The organism is Micromonospora sp. NPDC049047 (assembly GCF_040649135.1).
GTDB lineage: Bacteria > Actinomycetota > Actinomycetes > Mycobacteriales > Micromonosporaceae > Micromonospora.
Map to the genome: position 1 here is coordinate 82,468 of NZ_JBEZEY010000006.1, position 16,828 is coordinate 99,295.

Annotated in this window: 20 protein-coding genes; 16 read left to right on the top strand and 4 right to left on the bottom strand. The window is 71.9% G+C overall.

All coding sequences use genetic code 11. The annotated features are described in order from the left end of the window. Positions 1-31: 31 nt before the first annotated feature. Both dnaJ and AB0B86_RS11965 read left to right on the top strand, forming a co-directional pair. Positions 32-1,177 (top strand): molecular chaperone DnaJ, encoded by a 1,146-nt coding sequence (dnaJ, locus tag AB0B86_RS11960; RefSeq protein WP_030491782.1) that lies wholly within the window; start codon positions 32-34, stop codon positions 1,175-1,177. A gap of 1 nt (position 1,178) precedes the next feature. Continuing rightward, positions 1,179-1,913, top strand: a complete 735-nt coding sequence (locus AB0B86_RS11965; RefSeq protein ID WP_357410579.1) for a 16S rRNA (uracil(1498)-N(3))-methyltransferase — start codon at positions 1,179-1,181, stop codon at positions 1,911-1,913. Between the two features lie 4 nt (positions 1,914-1,917). Here the strand turns inward: AB0B86_RS11965 and ppk2 are convergent, their stop codons facing one another. Both ppk2 and AB0B86_RS11975 read right to left on the bottom strand, forming a co-directional pair. Then, entirely contained in the window at positions 1,918-2,829 is a 912-nt protein-coding gene (gene ppk2 / locus AB0B86_RS11970) for a polyphosphate kinase 2 (protein WP_357417717.1), read from the bottom strand. A gap of 72 nt (positions 2,830-2,901) precedes the next feature. Continuing rightward, complete coding sequence (locus AB0B86_RS11975; protein ID WP_357417720.1) at positions 2,902-3,663, bottom strand: SDR family oxidoreductase; 762 nt, start codon at positions 3,661-3,663, stop codon at positions 2,902-2,904. 138 nt (positions 3,664-3,801) lie between these two features. Between AB0B86_RS11975 and AB0B86_RS11980 the strand changes: the two genes are divergently transcribed. The 7 genes from AB0B86_RS11980 to era all read left to right on the top strand — a co-directional run bounded on the left by AB0B86_RS11980 (position 3,802) and on the right by era (position 9,983). Then, entirely contained in the window at positions 3,802-4,161 is a 360-nt protein-coding gene (locus AB0B86_RS11980; RefSeq protein WP_124774517.1) for a histidine triad nucleotide-binding protein, read from the top strand. Between the two features lie 64 nt (positions 4,162-4,225). Next, entirely contained in the window at positions 4,226-5,623 is a 1,398-nt protein-coding gene (locus AB0B86_RS11985; RefSeq protein WP_357417722.1) for a serine hydrolase domain-containing protein, read from the top strand. 131 nt (positions 5,624-5,754) lie between these two features. Then, on the top strand, positions 5,755-6,813 hold the full coding sequence (locus AB0B86_RS11990; RefSeq protein ID WP_357410587.1) for a PhoH family protein: 1,059 nt from the start codon (positions 5,755-5,757) through the stop codon (positions 6,811-6,813). A 15-nt stretch (positions 6,814-6,828) separates the two neighbouring features. Beyond that, positions 6,829-7,302 (top strand): rRNA maturation RNase YbeY, encoded by a 474-nt coding sequence (gene ybeY / locus AB0B86_RS11995; protein ID WP_357410589.1) that lies wholly within the window; start codon positions 6,829-6,831, stop codon positions 7,300-7,302. After that, positions 7,278-8,702 (top strand): hemolysin family protein, encoded by a 1,425-nt coding sequence (locus AB0B86_RS12000; RefSeq protein WP_357410705.1) that lies wholly within the window; start codon positions 7,278-7,280, stop codon positions 8,700-8,702. Before ybeY ends, AB0B86_RS12000 begins: the two co-directional genes overlap by 25 nt. Beyond that, positions 8,695-9,081: a cytidine deaminase gene (locus AB0B86_RS12005; protein ID WP_357410591.1), complete on the top strand. Its 387-nt coding sequence runs from the start codon at positions 8,695-8,697 to the stop codon at positions 9,079-9,081. Before AB0B86_RS12000 ends, AB0B86_RS12005 begins: the two co-directional genes overlap by 8 nt. Then, positions 9,078-9,983: a GTPase Era gene (gene era, locus AB0B86_RS12010; protein ID WP_357410593.1), complete on the top strand. Its 906-nt coding sequence runs from the start codon at positions 9,078-9,080 to the stop codon at positions 9,981-9,983. The genes AB0B86_RS12005 and era overlap by 4 nt, the downstream gene beginning before the upstream one ends. A 63-nt stretch (positions 9,984-10,046) precedes the next feature. On the opposite strand, the gene AB0B86_RS12015 is transcribed toward era, so the two are convergent. Beyond that, positions 10,047-10,505 (bottom strand): hypothetical protein, encoded by a 459-nt coding sequence (locus tag AB0B86_RS12015; protein WP_357410595.1) that lies wholly within the window; start codon positions 10,503-10,505, stop codon positions 10,047-10,049. 58 nt (positions 10,506-10,563) lie between these two features. On the opposite strand from AB0B86_RS12015, the gene AB0B86_RS12020 reads away from it, so the two are divergent. Next, entirely contained in the window at positions 10,564-11,214 is a 651-nt protein-coding gene (locus AB0B86_RS12020) for a hypothetical protein (protein ID WP_357410597.1), read from the top strand. Between the two features lie 251 nt (positions 11,215-11,465). Next, positions 11,466-12,659, top strand: coding sequence for an acyltransferase (locus AB0B86_RS12025; RefSeq protein WP_357410599.1), 1,194 nt, complete (start codon positions 11,466-11,468; stop codon positions 12,657-12,659). On the opposite strand, the gene AB0B86_RS12030 is transcribed toward AB0B86_RS12025, so the two are convergent. Next, the gene (locus AB0B86_RS12030; RefSeq protein WP_357410601.1) at positions 12,640-13,446 is read right to left on the bottom strand and encodes a DUF4097 family beta strand repeat-containing protein; all 807 of its coding nucleotides are present in this window, start codon (positions 13,444-13,446) and stop codon (positions 12,640-12,642) included. The two genes, AB0B86_RS12025 and AB0B86_RS12030, sit on opposite strands and share 20 nt — an antisense overlap. A gap of 102 nt (positions 13,447-13,548) precedes the next feature. Here AB0B86_RS12030 and recO point away from each other — a divergent pair, with 102 nt between their 5' ends. The 5 genes from recO to AB0B86_RS12055 all read left to right on the top strand — a co-directional run bounded on the left by recO (position 13,549) and on the right by AB0B86_RS12055 (position 16,824). Beyond that, a complete protein-coding gene (gene recO, locus AB0B86_RS12035) occupies positions 13,549-14,415 on the top strand; it encodes a DNA repair protein RecO (RefSeq protein WP_357410603.1) in 867 nt (288 codons plus the stop codon). Between the two features lie 4 nt (positions 14,416-14,419). Beyond that, positions 14,420-15,232, top strand: coding sequence for an isoprenyl transferase (locus AB0B86_RS12040; protein WP_357410605.1), 813 nt, complete (start codon positions 14,420-14,422; stop codon positions 15,230-15,232). 71 nt (positions 15,233-15,303) lie between these two features. Continuing rightward, positions 15,304-15,489, top strand: coding sequence for a hypothetical protein (locus tag AB0B86_RS12045; protein ID WP_357410607.1), 186 nt, complete (start codon positions 15,304-15,306; stop codon positions 15,487-15,489). A gap of 376 nt (positions 15,490-15,865) precedes the next feature. Next, positions 15,866-16,066: a thioredoxin reductase gene (locus AB0B86_RS12050; RefSeq protein ID WP_357417728.1), complete on the top strand. Its 201-nt coding sequence runs from the start codon at positions 15,866-15,868 to the stop codon at positions 16,064-16,066. Beyond that, on the top strand, positions 16,063-16,824 hold the full coding sequence (locus AB0B86_RS12055; RefSeq protein ID WP_357417730.1) for a pirin family protein: 762 nt from the start codon (positions 16,063-16,065) through the stop codon (positions 16,822-16,824). The genes AB0B86_RS12050 and AB0B86_RS12055 overlap by 4 nt, the downstream gene beginning before the upstream one ends. Positions 16,825-16,828 lie beyond the last annotated feature (4 nt).

Here is a 16,828-nt window from a genome sequence, read left to right on the forward strand (position 1 = left end):
ACGCGAGACGAACATGAGGACACGGAACGCAGTGGCCAGGGACTACTACGGCATCCTCGGTGTGAGCCGGGAAGCCTCCGATGACGAGATCAAGCGCGCCTACCGCAAGCTGGCACGCCAGTTCCACCCGGACGTCAATCCGGACCCGGAGGCTCAGGAGAAGTTCAAGGACATCAACGCCGCGTACGAGGTCCTCTCGGACGACCGGAAGCGGCAGATCGTCGACCTGGGTGGCGACCCGCTCGCCCCGGGCGGCGGTGGTGCCGGCGGCCCCGGTGGCCCCGGCGGCGCCGGCCCGTTCGTCGGTTTCCAGGACATCATGGACGCGTTCTTCGGCGGTGCGGGCGGCAACGCCCGCGGCCCTCGACCGCGGACCCGGCCCGGTGCCGACGCGATCCTGCGTCTCGAACTCGACCTGCACGAGACGGCTTTCGGCGTCGAAGCCCCGATCACCGTCGACACCGCGGTGCTCTGCACCACCTGCTCCGGCGCCGGCACGGCCGCCGGCACCCACCTGGCGACCTGCGAGGCGTGCGCCGGTCGGGGCGAGGTGCAGTCGGTGCAGCGCACCTTCCTCGGCCAGGTGGTCTCCGCCCGGCCGTGCACCGTGTGCCAGGGCTACGGCACCACCATCCCGCACCCCTGCCCCACCTGCGCCGGCGACGGCCGGGTGCGCACCCGCCGCTCGCTGACCGTCAAGATCCCAGCCGGCGTCGAGGACGGCATGCGGATCCGGCTGGCCCAGCAGGGCGAGGTCGGCCCGGGTGGCGGCACCGCCGGTGACCTCTACGTGGAGATCCACGAGCGGCCGCACGACGTCTACTCCCGCAAGGGTGACGACCTGCACTGCCGGGTCACCGTGCCGATGACCGCGGCGGCGCTGGGCACCCGGCTGACCATCAAGACCCTGGACAGCGAGGAGACCGTCGACGTCAAGGCCGGCACCCAACCGGCCAGCACACTGCGACTACGCGCCCGGGGCGTGCCGCACCTGCGCGGCACCGGCCGGGGCGACCTCTACGTGCACCTGGACGTGCGGACGCCGACCAAGCTCGACCCGGACCAGGAGAAGATGCTGCGCGACTTCGCCAAGACCCGCGGTGAGGAGGTCGCCGAGTTGTCCAAGCAGGGCGGCTTCTTCTCCCGGATGCGCGACGCGTTCAACGGGCACGCCTGAGGTGTCCGCGCCGCTGTTCCTGGTCGAGGCGCTGCCCACCGGTGACGCGTTGACCCTGGCGGGTCCGGAGGGGCACCACGCGGCCACCGTGCAGCGGCTGCGCGTCGGTGAGGAGCTGCTGCTCGCCGACGGTCGGGGCGGCACGGCCGCCGCAGTGGTCACCGCCGTCGGCCGGGGCAGCCTGGAGGTGGCCGTCACCTCCCGGGGGTACGCGGACGCGCCCGTCCCCCGGCTCGTGGTGGTGCAGGGCATCGCCAAGGGCGACCGGGGTGAGCTGGCCGTGCAGGCGATGACCGAGGTCGGGGTGGACGAGATCGTGCCCTGGGCGGCGTCCCGCTCGGTCACCCAGTGGCGCGGCGACCGGGGCGTACGGGCCAGGGAAAAGTGGTTGGCCACCGCCCGGGAGGCCGCCAAGCAGGCCCGCCGGCCGTGGTTGCCGGTGGTGGCCGGCGCGCCCGACGAGTCCACCGCCACCGTCGCCCGTCGGATCGGCGGCGCCGCCGCGGGGTTCGTGCTGCACGAGGAGGCCGACGAGCGGCTGACCACCGCCGACCTGCCGACCACCGGTGAGGTCGTCCTGGTGGTCGGCCCGGAGGGCGGCATCGCCCCGGCCGAGTTGACAGCGTTCCGCGAGGCCGGCGGTCGGCCGGTGCGGCTCGGCCCGTCGGTCCTGCGTACCTCGACCGCCGGGGTGGCGGCGCTCAGCGTGCTCGCCACCCGCCTCGGCCGCTGGTGACCGTTCAGGGCCGCGGGAACACCGGCACGACCTCCTCCTCCGGCCCCAGGTCCAGCCCGGCCGGCCCGATGATCTGCGGGTCCGGTGTGCCGACCACAGCGGGGTCCTTGCCGGTGTAGTCGAAGCGGTGCAGCACGTGCCGCATCGCCTCGACGCGGGCCCGCTTCTTGTCGTTGCTCTTCACCACCGTCCATGGCGCGTCCGCGGTGTCGGTCCAGAAGAACATCGCCTCCTTGGCCTCGGTGTACTCGTCCCACCGGTCGAGTGAGGCGATGTCCATCGGGGACAGTTTCCACTGTCGGACCGGGTCGACCTGGCGGATCGCGAACCGGGTGCGCTGCTCGTTCTGGGAGACGGAGAACCAGAACTTGACCAACCGGATGCCCGAGCGCACCAGCATCCGTTCCAGCTCCGGGGCCTGCCGCAGGAATTCCAGGTACTCCTTGCGGGAGCAGAAGCCCATCACCCGTTCGACGCCGGCCCGGTTGTACCACGATCTGTCGAACAGCACGATCTCACCGGCGGCCGGCAGATGCGCCAGCCAGCGCTGGAAGTACCACTGGCCAGCCTCCCGCTCGTCCGGCTTGGCCAGCGCCACCACTGACGCGCCGCGCGGGTTGAGGTGCTCCATGAACCGCTTGATGGTGCCGCCCTTGCCGGCGGCGTCCCGACCCTCGAAGAGGATCACCAGGCGCTCGCCGGACTCCTTGATCCAGTCCTGGAGCTTGAGCAGCTCGATCTGCAGCAGCCGCTTGTCGCGGTCGTACTCGTCGCGGTCCATCCGCTCGGCGTACGGATAGTCCTCCCGCCAGGTCTGCACCGGCGTGCCGTCCGGGCGCAGCAGGACGGGGTCGTCGTCGTGGCCATCGGCCACCCGGTAGTCGGCGGTGAGGTCAAGCAGCGCGGGTTCGGCCATGTCGGAGACCTTTACCCGCCCGTGTGCCGCCAGCCACCTGATCGACCAGGTGATCTGCCGCCGGGTGCGGGATCAGCTGCGCAGGTAGGAGGCGCCGTTGAGGTCGACGATCGTGCCGGAGGCCCACTCGGCCTGCGGCGAGGCGAGCCAGTGCACGGCGGCGGCGATCTCCTCCGGTTGGCCCACCCGGTCGAACGGGCTCTGCGCCCGGATCGCCGCACCCTCCGCACCGCGCAGGTACTCGGTGACCATGTCGGTCGCCACGAAGCCCGGCGCGACGGTGGCGACAGCGATGCCGTACGGGGCGAGCGCCACGGCGAGGGACTGGCCCAGCGCGTTCAGCCCCGCCTTGCTGGCGCCGTACGCCGGCTGGTGCGGCTCGCCCCGGAACGCGCCCCGGGACGAGACGTTGACGATCCGCCCGCCGCGTTCCCGCATGTGCTGCGCCGCGCACCAGATGACGTTGCCGGCACCGGTCAGGTTGGTCGCCAGCACCTGTTGCCAACGCTGCTGCCACTGCTCGTACGAGGCGCCGAAGATCGGGTGCGGGTCGTCCCGGTCGCCGTACGTCCCGGCGTTGTTGACAAGCACGTCCAACCCGCCGAGCAGTTCGGCGGCCCGGTCGACCATGGTCCGGACCGCAGCCGGGTCGGTGAGGTCGGCGCGGACCACCACGTGCCCGGTGCCGGGCAGTTGCGTGCGCAGCTCCTCGGCCGCGTCGGCCGAGTCGCGGTGGTGGATCGCCACCCGGTCACCACCGGCCGCGAACGCCGTCGCCACCGCCCGGCCGATCCCGCGTGAGGCCCCGGTCACCAGTACCGCCCGATCCGTCATGCCGGCCATCCTGCCCCAGCCCCGACCGAGGTGTCGGAAGGGCCCCTTCCGACTACCGCAGGCGTTCACGGGGGCCCTTGCGAACAGGCCCATGCTGCGCCGGAGCGCCCCCGGCCCGTTAGTCCTTACACTGCCCCGATGGGATCCGACTGCCTGTTCTGCCGCATCGTCGCCGGGGAGATCCCGGCCACCGTGGTCCGGGAGACCGACACCACGCTCGCGTTCCGTGACATCGACCCGAAGGCGCCGGTGCACGTCCTTGTCATTCCGAAGGAGCACTACGCCGACGTCGCGACGCTCGCCCAGGGTGACCCGGCGCTGGCCGCCGACGTGCTGGCGACGTCCGCCGCGGTGGCCGAGGACGAGGGCCTGCTCGGCGACGGCTTCCGGTTGATGTTCAACACCGGCGCGTACGGCGGGCAGGAAGTGTTCCACGTGCACGCGCACCTGCTCGGTGGCGCGCCGCTCGGCCCGATGCTCGCCCGGAACCTGGCGTGAGCGGGCGGACCGGACGGCTCGGCGTGGCACTACCGCGCCGCGTGCGGCGACGTGGAGCGGTGGCGTGAGCGCGGGTCCGGGGTTCGACGCCCGGCTGGACGAGCGCCTGGGTCGGCTGGTCCGCCGGGTGCAGGCCGACGCCCGGGTGCCCGCGGTGTCGGCGGCGCTGCACCGGGCCGACCGACCGCTGTGGAGCTGCACCGTCGGCGCGACCGGCACCGACAGCCCGTTGCAACCGGGCACCCAGTTCCGGATCGGCTCGGTCACCAAGACGTTCACCGCGGTGCTGGTCCTGCAGTGCCGCGACGACGGGCTGCTGGACCTGGACGGTCCGGTGGGCCGGCACCTGGACCTCCCCGCCCACGGCGAACTGACCGTCCGCCGGTTGTTGTCGCACACCGCTGGCCTGCAACGCGAGCCGTTCGGTGATGTCTGGGACAGCCTGCGCGCGCCGGACGACGACCAACTGGTGGCCGAGCTGGACCGGGCCGAGCGGGTGCTGCCGACGGCCCGGCGGTTCCACTACTCCAACCTCGGCATGGCCGTGCTCGGTCAACTTGTCGCCCGGCTGCGCGGCGAGAGTTGGGCGCAGTCGCTCGCCGACCGGGTCCTGACCCCGCTGGGGCTGGCCGACACCGGCGTGACCCCTCGGCCGACGGCGGCCACCGGGTTCCTGGTCGACGCGTACTCCGACGAGGCACACCCGGAGCCGCCCACCGACTTCGGCGCTGTGGGCCCGGCCGCCCAGCTCTGGAGCACCGCCACCGACATGGCCCGCTGGGCCGCCTTCCTCGCCGACCCGGCCGCCCTGGACCCGGCCGGCGCGGTCCTCGCCCCCAGCACGCTCGACGAGATGCGCTGGCCGGTGACCACCACCGACGAGACCCTCTGGGGCGCGGGCTTCGGTCTCGGGCTGATCCTCATCCCGCAGGGCGAACGCGTGGTGCACGTGGGGCACGACGGGGCGATGCCCGGTTTCCTCGCCGCCGTGTACGGCCGGCGCGGAGGTGACGGCACGGCCGGCGCGATGGGTGCCGCGGTGCTCGGCTCCTCCGGGACGGCGACCGAGGTGCTCGATTTGCCGCACCGGCTGCTCGCGGAGGCGGTCGAGCACGACCCGGCCGAGGTCGAGCCGTGGCAGCCCGGCCCGCCAGCTCCGGCGGCCCTGCGGGGAGTGCTCGGCCGGTGGTGGGGCGAGGGCTTCGAGTACGTCTTCTCCTGGCACGACGGCACCCTGCGGGCGCGCGGGGCCGGCGACCCGGCCGGACGTCCGCCGGCGATCTTCACAGCACTGCCGGACCAGCCGGACGTGTTCCGCACGGTCTCCGGGCGGGAGGCCGGTGAGCTGCTGCGGCTGACCCGGGACGAGGCCGGCGCGGTGGTCCGGATGCACTGGGCGACGTACCGGTTCACCCGTCACCAGGAGACCTTCGACAGGTACGACTTCCGGACCGGGAGTTGATCGCGGCCAGCGGAAATGGGCGCGGTGCGGCCCACGTTCAACAGATACGATGGGTGTAACGTCCGCACGCCGTGCCAGCAGGGCCGGCGCCGAGATCGAGAGCAGGTGCGCAGGGCCCTTCGGCCCAACCTATGACCGGCACCCCACCTCCCGGCCCGCCCCGGGTGCAGACCAGGATCACCGTGCCCGACCCGAAGATCATGGTCAATCTGCTCGGCGCAGGCGACGAGATTCTCCGGCTCGTCGAACGCTCGGTCAGCAGTGACGTGCACGTTCGCGGCAACGAGATCACCATCACCGGTGACCCCGCGGACAACGCCCTCGCCGAGCGGGTCTTCAGTGAGCTGCTCGAACTCATCGAGAAAGGCGAGACCCTGACCACTGACGCCGTCCGGCGTACCGTCGGCATGCTCGAGCAGGGCAGCGCCGAGCGGCCCGCCGAGGTTCTGACGCTCAACATCCTCTCCCGTCGCGGGCGCACCATCCGCCCCAAGACGCTCGGCCAGAAGCGTTACGTCGACGCGATCGACTCGAACACCATCGTCTTCGGCATCGGCCCGGCCGGCACCGGTAAGACCTACCTGGCGATGGCGAAGGCCGTCCAGGCGTTGCAGGCCAAGCAGGTCAACCGGATCATCCTGACCCGGCCGGCGGTGGAGGCGGGGGAGCGACTGGGCTTCCTGCCCGGCACGCTCAACGACAAGATCGACCCGTACCTGCGCCCGCTCTACGACGCGCTGCACGAGATGCTCGACCCGGAGACGATCCCGAAGCTGATGGCCCAGGGGACGATCGAGGTGGCCCCGCTGGCGTACATGCGGGGCAGGACGCTCTCCGACGCGTTCATCATCCTGGACGAGGCCCAGAACACGACGCCCGAGCAGATGAAGATGTTCCTCACCCGGCTCGGCTTCAACTCCAAGATCGTCGTGACCGGTGACATCACCCAGGTGGACCTCCCGGGCGGGACCAGCAGCGGCCTGCGGGTCGTGCGGGAGATCCTGGAAAACGTCGACGACGTGCACTTCTCCCAGTTGTCCAGCTCCGACGTGGTCCGCCACCGGCTGGTGGGGGAGATCGTCGACGCGTACGCCCGCTGGGACGCCGAGCGGGAGAACCAGCAGGCGCAGGGCGTCCACGCCGTGCCCGGGCGACCCGCCCAGGGCGGCCGGGCCGGCCGCCGCCGCTAAAGCAGAGGAAAGCAGTTGTCCATCGAGATCGCCAACGAGTCCGGTGTCGAGGTTGACACCGATGCCGTGCTCGCCGTCGCCCGGCACGCCCTCGACGAGATGGGGGTCAACCCCCTCGCCGAGCTGTCCGTGCTGCTTGTCGACATCGCGTACATGACCGAGCTGAACCATCGCTGGATGGGTGGCGACGGTCCGACCGACGTGCTCGCCTTCCCCATGGACGAGGGCAGCGTCGACCACGGCCCGGGGGAGTCCGCGCCGGCCAGTGGTGAGCCCGCCCTGCTCGGCGACATCGTGCTCTGCCCCGAGGTCGCGGCCAAGCAGGCGGCGACCGCCGGGCACACCCCCGCCGACGAGCTGCACCTGCTCACCGTGCACGGAGTCCTGCACCTGCTCGGCTACGACCACGCCGAGCCGGAGGAGGAACGGGAGATGTTCGCCCTCCAGGCGCGTCTGCTGTCCAGCTGGCGGTCGACCCGCACCCAGTGATGTCCACTCCTCCGTTACTTGCGGCCGGTGCCACCGCCGGCCTGCCCGACCTGCAGCTGATCGTCTTCGCGGCCGGCCTGGTGGTGCTGGCCGGCCTGATCGCGATGACCGAGGCGGCGCTCGCCGCGGTCTCGCCGGCGCGGGCCGCCGAGCTGGCCCGCGACGGGGTGCGGGGCGCCCGCACCCTGCAGACCGTGGCCGGCGACGTCGTCCGGCACCTCAACCTGCTCCTGCTGTTGCGGCTGCTCGCCGAGCTGACCGCCACCACTCTGGTGGCGCTGGTCGCGGTGGACAGCTTCGGCGCCGGCTGGCGGGCCGCGTTGGTGACCGCCGGCGCGATGACAGTGGTCAGCTTCGTGGTGGTCGGCGTCGCGCCGCGCACCATCGGCCGGCAACACGCGTACGCCGTGGGTCGCGCGGTGGCGCCGCTGGTCCGCTGGCTGGGCCGGGCGCTCAACCCGCTCGCCTCGTTGCTGATCCTGATCGGCAACGCGGTCACGCCGGGGCGCGGCTTCCGGGAGGGGCCGTTCGCCAGCCAGGTCGAGTTGCGGGAGCTTGTCGACCTGGCCGAGCAGCGCGGCGTGGTCGAGCACGGCGAACGCCAGATGATCCATTCGGTCTTCGCACTCGGTGACACCATCGCCCGTGAGGTGATGGTCCCGCGTACGGAGATGGTGTGGATCGAGGAGGGCAAGACGCTCGCGCAGGCGCTGGTGCTCTTCCTGCGTTCGGGTTTCTCCCGCATCCCGGTGATCGGCGAGAGCGTCGACGACGTGCTCGGTGTGCTCTACCTCAAGGACCTGATCCGGCGCTCCCGTGGTGGCGACCCGGCAGCCGAACAGTTGCCGGTGGCCGAGCTGATGCGCCCGGCGACCTTCGTGCCGGAGTCCAAGCCGGTCGACGACCTGCTGTCGGAGATGCAGGCGGCCCGCAACCACCTGGTCATCGTCGTCGACGAGTACGGCGGCACCGGCGGTCTGGTCACCATCGAGGACATCCTGGAGGAGATCGTCGGGGAAATCACCGACGAGTACGATGTCGAACGCCCACCCGTCGAACGTCTGACGGACTCCTCGGTGCGGGTGACCGCCCGCCTGCCGGTGGAGACCCTGGGCGAGTTGTTCGACACCGAGTTGCCCACTGACGAGGTGGAGACGGTCGGCGGCCTGCTGGCCCAGTCGCTGGGACGAGTGCCGATCCCCGGCGCGGAGGCCGAGGTCGCCGGGCTTCGGCTGCTCGCCGAGGGCACCACCGGCCGGCGCAACCGGATCGACACAGTCCTGGTGCACCGGGTGGAGCCGGGCCAGGAGCAGGACAGCACGGGGCGCGGCGAGCACGCCGGCCCCGGGGACGACACAGACAACCACCGAGACGACGAGAGGCAATCCGCCGATGCCTGACACACCCGCCGTGCCCGCCGCTCGGTCCGCCCCCGGTGCCCCGGCACCCCTGAGCGCCGAGGACGCCAAGCTCGTCGTCCTGGCCCGGGGAGCCCGTGCCCGGGTCGCCGCCGTGGAGGGTGCCGCGGTCCGAGATCAGGATGGCCGGACGTACGCGGCGGCGAGTGTCGCGCTGCCCTCGCTGACGCTCACCGCGTTGCAGTTGGCAGTCGCGTCGGCGGTGGCGGCCGGGGCGAGTCGGCTGGAGGCCGCGGTGGTGGTGACCGAGGCGTCGACCCTGGACGGCGCCGGGCATGCCGCAGTTCGTGACCTCGCGGCGGATGCGCCGATCCACGTGGCCGCCCCGGACGGCACGGTCCTCGGCACGGTGGCCGAGTGAGCCCGGTGCGGGATCCGGAGACGCGGCCGTACCGGGCCGGTTTCGGCTGCTTCGTCGGCCGGCCCAACGCCGGCAAGTCGACGCTCACCAACGCCATCGTCGGCACCAAGATCGCGATCACCTCGAACAAGCCGCAGACCACCCGGCACGTCATCCGGGCCGTGCTGCACCGACCGGAGTCGCAGCTGGTCCTTGTCGACACCCCGGGCCTGCACCGCCCCCGTACGCTGCTCGGCGAGCGCCTCAACGACCTGGTCCGGTCCACCTGGACGGAGGTCGACGTGATCGGCCTTTGTATCCCGGCCGACGAGCCGGTGGGCCGCGGCGATCGGTTCATCACCGGTGAGCTGGCCGAGTTGAAGGCGACGGTACTGGCGGTGGTCACCAAGACCGACCTGGTCGACAAGCGTCGCCTGGCGGAGCAGTTGCTCGCGGTGAGCCAACTGGGGGAGTTCGCCGAAATCGTGCCGGTGAGCGCGGTCGCCGGGCACCAGGTGGACACCCTTGTCGACGTGATGACCAAATATCTTCCGCCGTCGCCGCAGCTCTACCCGGACGACATGCTGACCGACGATCCCGAGCAGGTGCTCGTCGCGGAGCTGATCCGGGAGGCCGCCCTGGAGGGGGTCCGCGACGAGCTGCCGCACTCCATCGCCGTGGTGGTGGAGGAGATGATCCCCGAGGGTCAGGTCATGAAGATCTACGCCGACCTGTACGTGGAGCGGCCCAGCCAGAAGGCCATCGTGCTCGGGCACAAGGCGAGCCGGCTCAAGGAGGTCGGCACGAACGCCCGCCGGCAGATCGAGGAGCTGCTGGGCAGCCGGGTCTATCTCGACCTGCACGTGCGCGTCGCGAAGGACTGGCAGCGCGACCCGAAGCAGCTGCGCAAGCTGGGTTTCTGATCCACAAGCGCCTACCGGGCGGGTGATCCGGTCCGGTCGGTGCGGGTGGGGCACCGCCGTACCTCATGATTCGGCCCAGAAGCGGACCAGGAACCGTTCCACGTCCGTGATGGGGGTGGGGTGGCCCGGTCGGGCTTCGACGCGGCGCAGCTCGGCACGCCCGGTGACCTCGACCCGGGCGTGGTAGCGGCCCGGCGGACCGAGGGTCAGGATCGGGCTGGCCTGGAACTCCAACATGCCGGAGACGTGCACGGTGCCGTCGCTCAGTGCCAGTGTCACCTGCTGCTGAGCGTCCACGTCCGGCCGGTCGTCCGGCGGGGCGGCGGCCCACGACTCGAGCACTATTCGCGCGCGGTGATAGGAACCCGAAGCGCTCATCAGGTAAAGGACGTCGTCGCCGACGTAGCACAGTGCGCTGGCCCGGCCGGGCAGGTCCAGAAACTCGGCTGCCGCGCCCGCGACGATGATGACGCGGTGAGCTGGCGCCAGCAGCGCCGTCACGCTGTCCAGTGGTTCAGTCATCGTCCCTCACTGTGGTTGCGGGGCCGCCGGCCGAACCGCGACCGGTTACGCTGCCGCGGTGCACCCACAGGCTACGGTCACCGGCCCCGCCTGGGCCGCGTTGGTAGGGCTCGTGCTTGCCGGCCTGGCACTCACGGCCTGTGGGTCGCAGGCCTCGGCGCCACGCGGCGGGTCCACCGCCTCGGTGCCGGCACCGAGGCAGAGTGATCTCGACCCACCTGCTCCGGTCGACACGTCCTCTGCCGTCCTCTGCGCCGGGGCTGGCCCGGCTGGCGGGGACGACTCCCTTGCGTACTGCCAGCGGGTTACGGACGACAAGCTCCGCCGCGGCAACCTCACCTCCGGGCAGCGCGCCGAGGCGGAGACCGCGGCAGCTGCCGTCGCCGCGGCAGTCGGCCGGGTGACGCTGGAGTGTGCCGAGCCCGTCAGCCAGGAGTGCCTGGCGCAGGAGGCCCGCCGGCGGATGTTTCCGGCCACGGGCAGCCCCGAGCAGACCGCCGACCGGATCCAGCGGGCGCTCACCGCCGCCGGCTTCACCGACATCGTGGTACGGCCCGCCGGACCGGCGGATCCCGCACCCCGGCACGCCATCGTCTACGCGGTACGGGCAGGCGCCGGCTGCGTGGTGGGCCACCTCGACGGAGGTGGTCGGAGCGCCGGGCAGCCGCAGGCGGTCGGTGCGCTGCCGCACGGCGGATGCCTCGCCTGAGCGGACGCCCGTCGACAGGCCGGAAACGGGCCCCGGTGGAGCCGGGGTTGCCGCGCCACCCGAGCGCCTGCCGCGTCACCTCGCCCATCGGGTCATCGCGGTTAAGTGGCCGCATGCCGGGCAACCTCATGATCATCTTCGGTCAGCTGGGTGGAAAGACTCACGTTTGGCCGGGGGTGGTGACTGTTTCGCGCGAGCACCGCGCAGGGTAGGGGAGTTACGCCCGGCGTCCCCGACCCAGATGCAGGCTGATGCGCAACCGGTATCTCGATCTGCTCCGTTTCCTGGCCATCGTTCGAGTTGTCGTCTACCACGTCACGGGTTGGGCGACCCTCACCCTCGTCTTCCCCGCCATGTCGGTGATGTTCGCACTGGCCGGCTCGCTGATGGCCGCGTCCCTGACCCGATCCGGGCCGGTGGCGGTCGGGCGGCGGCTGCGGCGGCTGCTGCCGTCGTTGTGGGTGCTCGCTGTGGTCTTCGTGCCGGCCATGCTGCTCAGCGGGATGCCGATGAGCCCTCGGGTGCTGCTGTGGCTGTTACCGGTCGCCGACCCGCCGGCCAACAACTGGGGCGCCCTGGCGCTGAGCATCATCTGGTACCTGCGCGACTACCTGTGGTTCGTGCTCGCCTCACCTGTCGCGTTCTGGCTGTTCCGGCGTGCCCCGCTGCTCACTCTGCTCGCCCCGTACCTCCTGCTGGTGGCGATCGAGGTGGGGATCTACCCGGCGCCTCCGATGCTGCGCGAGTTCGGGCTCTACTTCGGAGCGTGGCTGCTCGGCTTCGCCCACCACGCCGGGATGCTGCGCCGGCTCGCCGGTCGGGTGCTGTACCCGGCGGCGCTCGCGCTCGCGGTGGCCGGCGGCACCTGGATCGTCGGGCATCCCGGCCCGCGCGGGTACGACCTCAACGACAACCACCTCGGCAACGCGCTCTGGTCGGCCGCGTTCATCCTGATCGTGCTGGGTCGAGCGCCCGCCGGGGTGGCCTGGCTGGGCCGAAGCCGGCTGGCCGACCGGGTGGTGACAGTGGTCAACCGGCGGGCACTCACCATCTATCTCTGGCACATGCCGTTCGTGGTGGCGCTCACTCCGCTTGTCGACGTGGTCGGTTGGTCCCATCAGGACCCGGTGGGACTGGCCATCCGGGTGGTGCTGGTCTTCGCGCTGGTCGGGCTGGTCACCCTGGCCGTCGGTTGGGTCGAGGACGTCGCCGCCCGTCGCCGCCCGGAGCTGATCCCCGGCGGCCCGGTCCAGGCCACCGAGCTGGCCGGCCAGCCCGACGCCGAGCGCCGCGACCGTCCCGATACCGTGCGCCGCGACCGTCCCGACACCGAGCGCAGCGACCGTCCCGGCGAGCAGCCGGCCGGGGCCACCCCCGGGCGGGCGGTGGTGCCGCCGCAGCGGGCTGCGGCGGCACGGAGCGACGTCAGCGCTGGACGATCGTGACGTCGCCGCTGCCGGCCGAGCCGTCGAGCACGTCGGTGGCGGCCGGGTCGTGCGTGACGGTGATCCTCGCGTCGCCGGAACCGGTGCTGGAGCGCACCTGGTAGCTGCCTGGCGGCACCAGCATCGTGACGTCGCCGCTGGAGGCGTGCGCCCGGGCCGAGGTGGGCTTTTCCAGCTCGACTGTGACATTGCCGGAGCCGGCCTCGGCGTCCGTCGCGCCACCGAGCCGGCGCGCCGTGATGTCCCCCGAGCCGGCGCGCAGGCGGATCGTCCCGCTGGCCTCGCTCACGTCGATGTTCCCGGACCCGGTCTCCACCCCGACCGTGCCGGAGGCGCCGTTGACCCGGACGTCACCGGAACCCAGCCGCAGGTCCACCGCGCCGATCCGGCTCAGCTCGACATCGCCGGAGCCGGACTCGCCCTCAACGGCGACGCCCTCCGGCACTGCCACCTCGTAGGAGACGCTGCACCGGTCGCCGCAGTCGGTGTCCAGCACCAGCTCGCTGCCCTTGATCTCGTACCGGGCCCGGGGCTCGCCGCCCTGGTAGCGCACCACCCGCTTGATCCGCGCCTCCCCGGCGGCGGCGGTGCCCCGGACGATCAGGTCGCCGGCGCCCGGCAGCACCCTGATGGTGGTGATCTTCACGGACTCGGTGTCGTCGTAGTCGAGCCGGCGCATGGCCAGGTTGTCGCACCCGGCGAGCACGATGAGGGCGGTTGCCAGTCCCAGGGCGATGGGGGCGGCGGCACGACGACGGCGGGCGTCGGTGGTGGATTGCGTTGCCATGGCCAGCACGCTACGGCCGGTGCCGAGCCGGGCACATCGGGGTTCGTCCGCGCATCCACCCCGAACCGACCCTGATTTCACACCCCGAGGGAGAATGGCCCGATGGCCGGGTACCGCCGACAGCTCTACCGCGACGACGCGGTGGTGCTGCGTGTGCAAAAGCTCGGCGAGTCCGATCGGATCATCACCCTGCTGACCCGCCGACATGGCCGGCTGCGCGCGGTGGCCCGAGGGATCCGCCGCACCACAAGCAAGTTCGGCGCCCGGCTGGAGCCGTTCGGCCACGTCGACCTGCAACTCGCCGGTGACCCGAAGGGCAACCACGGCAGCTCACTGCACACCGTCAGCCAGGTCGAGGGCATCGACCTCTACGGCAAGCGGTTCCTCGGGGATTATCCCCGCTACACGGCGGCCAGCGCGATCGCCGAGACCGCCGAGCGGCTGACGCCGGTCGAGCGGGAGCCGTCGCTGCGGCTGTTCCAGCTCACAGTGGGCGCGCTGAAGGCGCTGTCCCGGGGCGAGCACGCCACCACCCTGGTGCTCGACGCGTACCTGCTGCGCGGGATGGCCCTCGCCGGCTGGGCGCCGGCGCTGATCGCCTGCGCGGTCTGTGGCACCCCCGGGCGGCATCGGGCCTTCTCCGTGCCGGCCGGCGGCGCGGTCTGCCCGGACTGCCGGCCACCCGGCGCGGCCCACCCCGCGCCGGCCACCATCGACCTGATGTCCGCGCTCACCACCGGCGACTGGGTGCTCGCCGACGCCACCGACACCGGGGTACGCCGGGAGTGCAGCGGCCTGGTCGCGGCTCACCTGCAATGGCACCTGGAACGCGCGCTACGCTCGCTGCCGCTGGTCGACCGGGGTCCCTCGGCGGCCGGCACGGCCTCGCCGCCGGACGGCACCGGGGTCGTGGTGCTCCGGCCACATGGCGACGTCGAGGCCGGGGCGGACGGCGCGAACAGGGAGTGACCAAGTGATCCGATCGAAGAAGGCTGGCCGGCGCGAGCCGACGCCACCGACACCGCACCCGTCCGGCGCCCGGCCGCCGGCGCTGCCCACCGAGGCGGTGCCGAAGCACGTGGCGGTGGTGATGGATGGCAACGGTCGCTGGGCCAAGGACCGCGGGCTGGCCCGCACCAAGGGGCACGAGGCGGGGGAGCACAGCCTCTTCGACACCATCGAGGGCGCGATCGAGATGGGCATCCCGTACCTGTCGGCGTACGCGTTCTCCACCGAGAACTGGCGGCGCTCGCCCGACGAGGTCCGGTTCCTGATGGGGTTCAACCGGGACGTGATCCGTCGTCGCCGTGACCAGCTGGTCGACCTCGGCGTCCGAGTGGTCTGGTCGGGTCGGTCCGGCCGGTTGTGGAAGAGCGTGATCTCCGAGTTGCAGACGGCCGAGGAGATGTCCCGGGACAACTCGACGTTGACCCTGCAGTTCTGCGTCAACTACGGCGGGCAGGCCGAGATCGGCGACGCGGCTGCCGCGATCGCCCGCGACGTGGCGGCCGGCCGGCTGGATCCCGCCAAGGTCAACGAGAAGACCGTGGCCAAGTACCTCTACCACCCGGAGATCCCGGAGGTGGACCTGTTCCTGCGCCCGTCGGGGGAGGAACGGATCTCCAACTTCATGCTCTGGCAGTCCGCGTACGCCGAGCTGGTCTTCCTGGACACGCTCTGGCCCGACTTCGACCGCCGCCACCTCTGGTATGCGTGCGAGTTGTACGCGCAGCGCGACCGCCGCTTCGGCGGGGCGCTGCCCAACCCGGTCGCCCCGGTGATCTGAGCCGACGCGCTTACGCTCCCGTCACTCTGGGTATCACCCTTGTCAGAAGCCACTGACGGAGGTGAACCCACATGATCCAGAAGCGCATTGCCCAGTGGGCGGTGATGGCGGTCGCGGTACCCCTGGCGGCTGCCGGTGCACGCCGGCTCAGCCACACCCTGGAGGCCCGACGTGGTCCCTCCGGGATGACCCGGCTGCTCACCAAGGGCGCGGACTTCATGCGTCCCCAGAAGGCCAGGCGACGCCGGATTTTCTGACCCCTCGACCTCAGGCGCCGCCCGCACCCCCGCGCGGGCGGCGCCTCCCGCCTCCCCCACCCGCACCCCGCACCCGCACCCCGCGCCCCTTCCCCGTCGATCATGGAGTCGTGGTGGCCGAATTAGGCGGTTTTGCGACCTTTATCCACCACCACAACTCCATGATCGACGGCGGTGGGCGGGCGACGGACGGCGGTGGGCGGGCGGCGGACGGCCGACGGCGGTGGGCGGGCGGTGGGCGGCGGGCGGCGGGGTGGGGCTGGGTTTGGTGGGCTCGGTGTTTTGGGGTGGCGGGGGATTGGGCCGGGTAGGGTCCGAAGGTGGCGGGACGACAGCGGTGGGGGTGGCTGTGCGGGATCTCCGGTACAAAATGATCATGGCGTTGAACGCCGCGGATCTGGGCGAGCCGATCTGTGCGCAGGTGGCCGACATCTGTGCCGAGATCGCCGAGCAGCACTGCGCCGAGTTCGGGCACACGCCGCAGCTGCGCACCGGTGAGATCGCCGAACTGGCCACCGGCGAGCCGGCCCTGACCTGGGCGCCCACCACCCCCGACACCACGCGGAGTGCCTGGTGACCGCTCCCGCGCCCTCGGTCGACGTGCGTCGCGCCGACGACCGCTTCGCCACCCGGATCTCCTGGCTGGACTCCAAGCACTCGTTCTCGTTCTCCCGGCACTACGACCCGGCCAACACCCACCACGGTCTGCTGCTTGTCAACAACGACGACGTGGTGCGCCCGGGGGCCGGCTTCGAGACCCACCCGCACCAGGACATGGAGATCATCACCTGGGTGCTGCGCGGCTCCCTGGTACACCAGGACTCCACCGGCCACTCCGGGGTGATCTACCCGGGCCTGGCCCAGCGGATGAGCGCCGGCACCGGCATCCTGCACTCGGAGAAGAACGACGCCTGGCGACTCGACAACCAGGAACCGCACACCGACCCGGTCCACTTCGTGCAGATGTGGGTGCTCCCCGACGAACAGGGCGTCGACCCCGGCTACGAGCAGCTGGAGATCGAGGACGAACTCCTCCAAGGCGGCCTGGTGCCGATCGCCTCCGGGATGGACCGCTACGACGGTGCGTCCGCGATCCGGATCCGCAACCGGTACGTGACCCTGCACGCCGCCCGGCTCACCCCCGGTGCGGAGGTCACCATCCCCGACGCGCCGTACGTGCACGTCTACGTGCCCAACGGCACGGTGACCCTGGAGGGCAGTGGCCCGCTCGGCACCGGCGACGCGGCTCGCCTCACCATGACCGGCGGCCGGCGGGTCACCGCCGACGAACCGGCCGAGATCCTCGTCTGGGAGATGCACGCCACGATCAACTGACGGG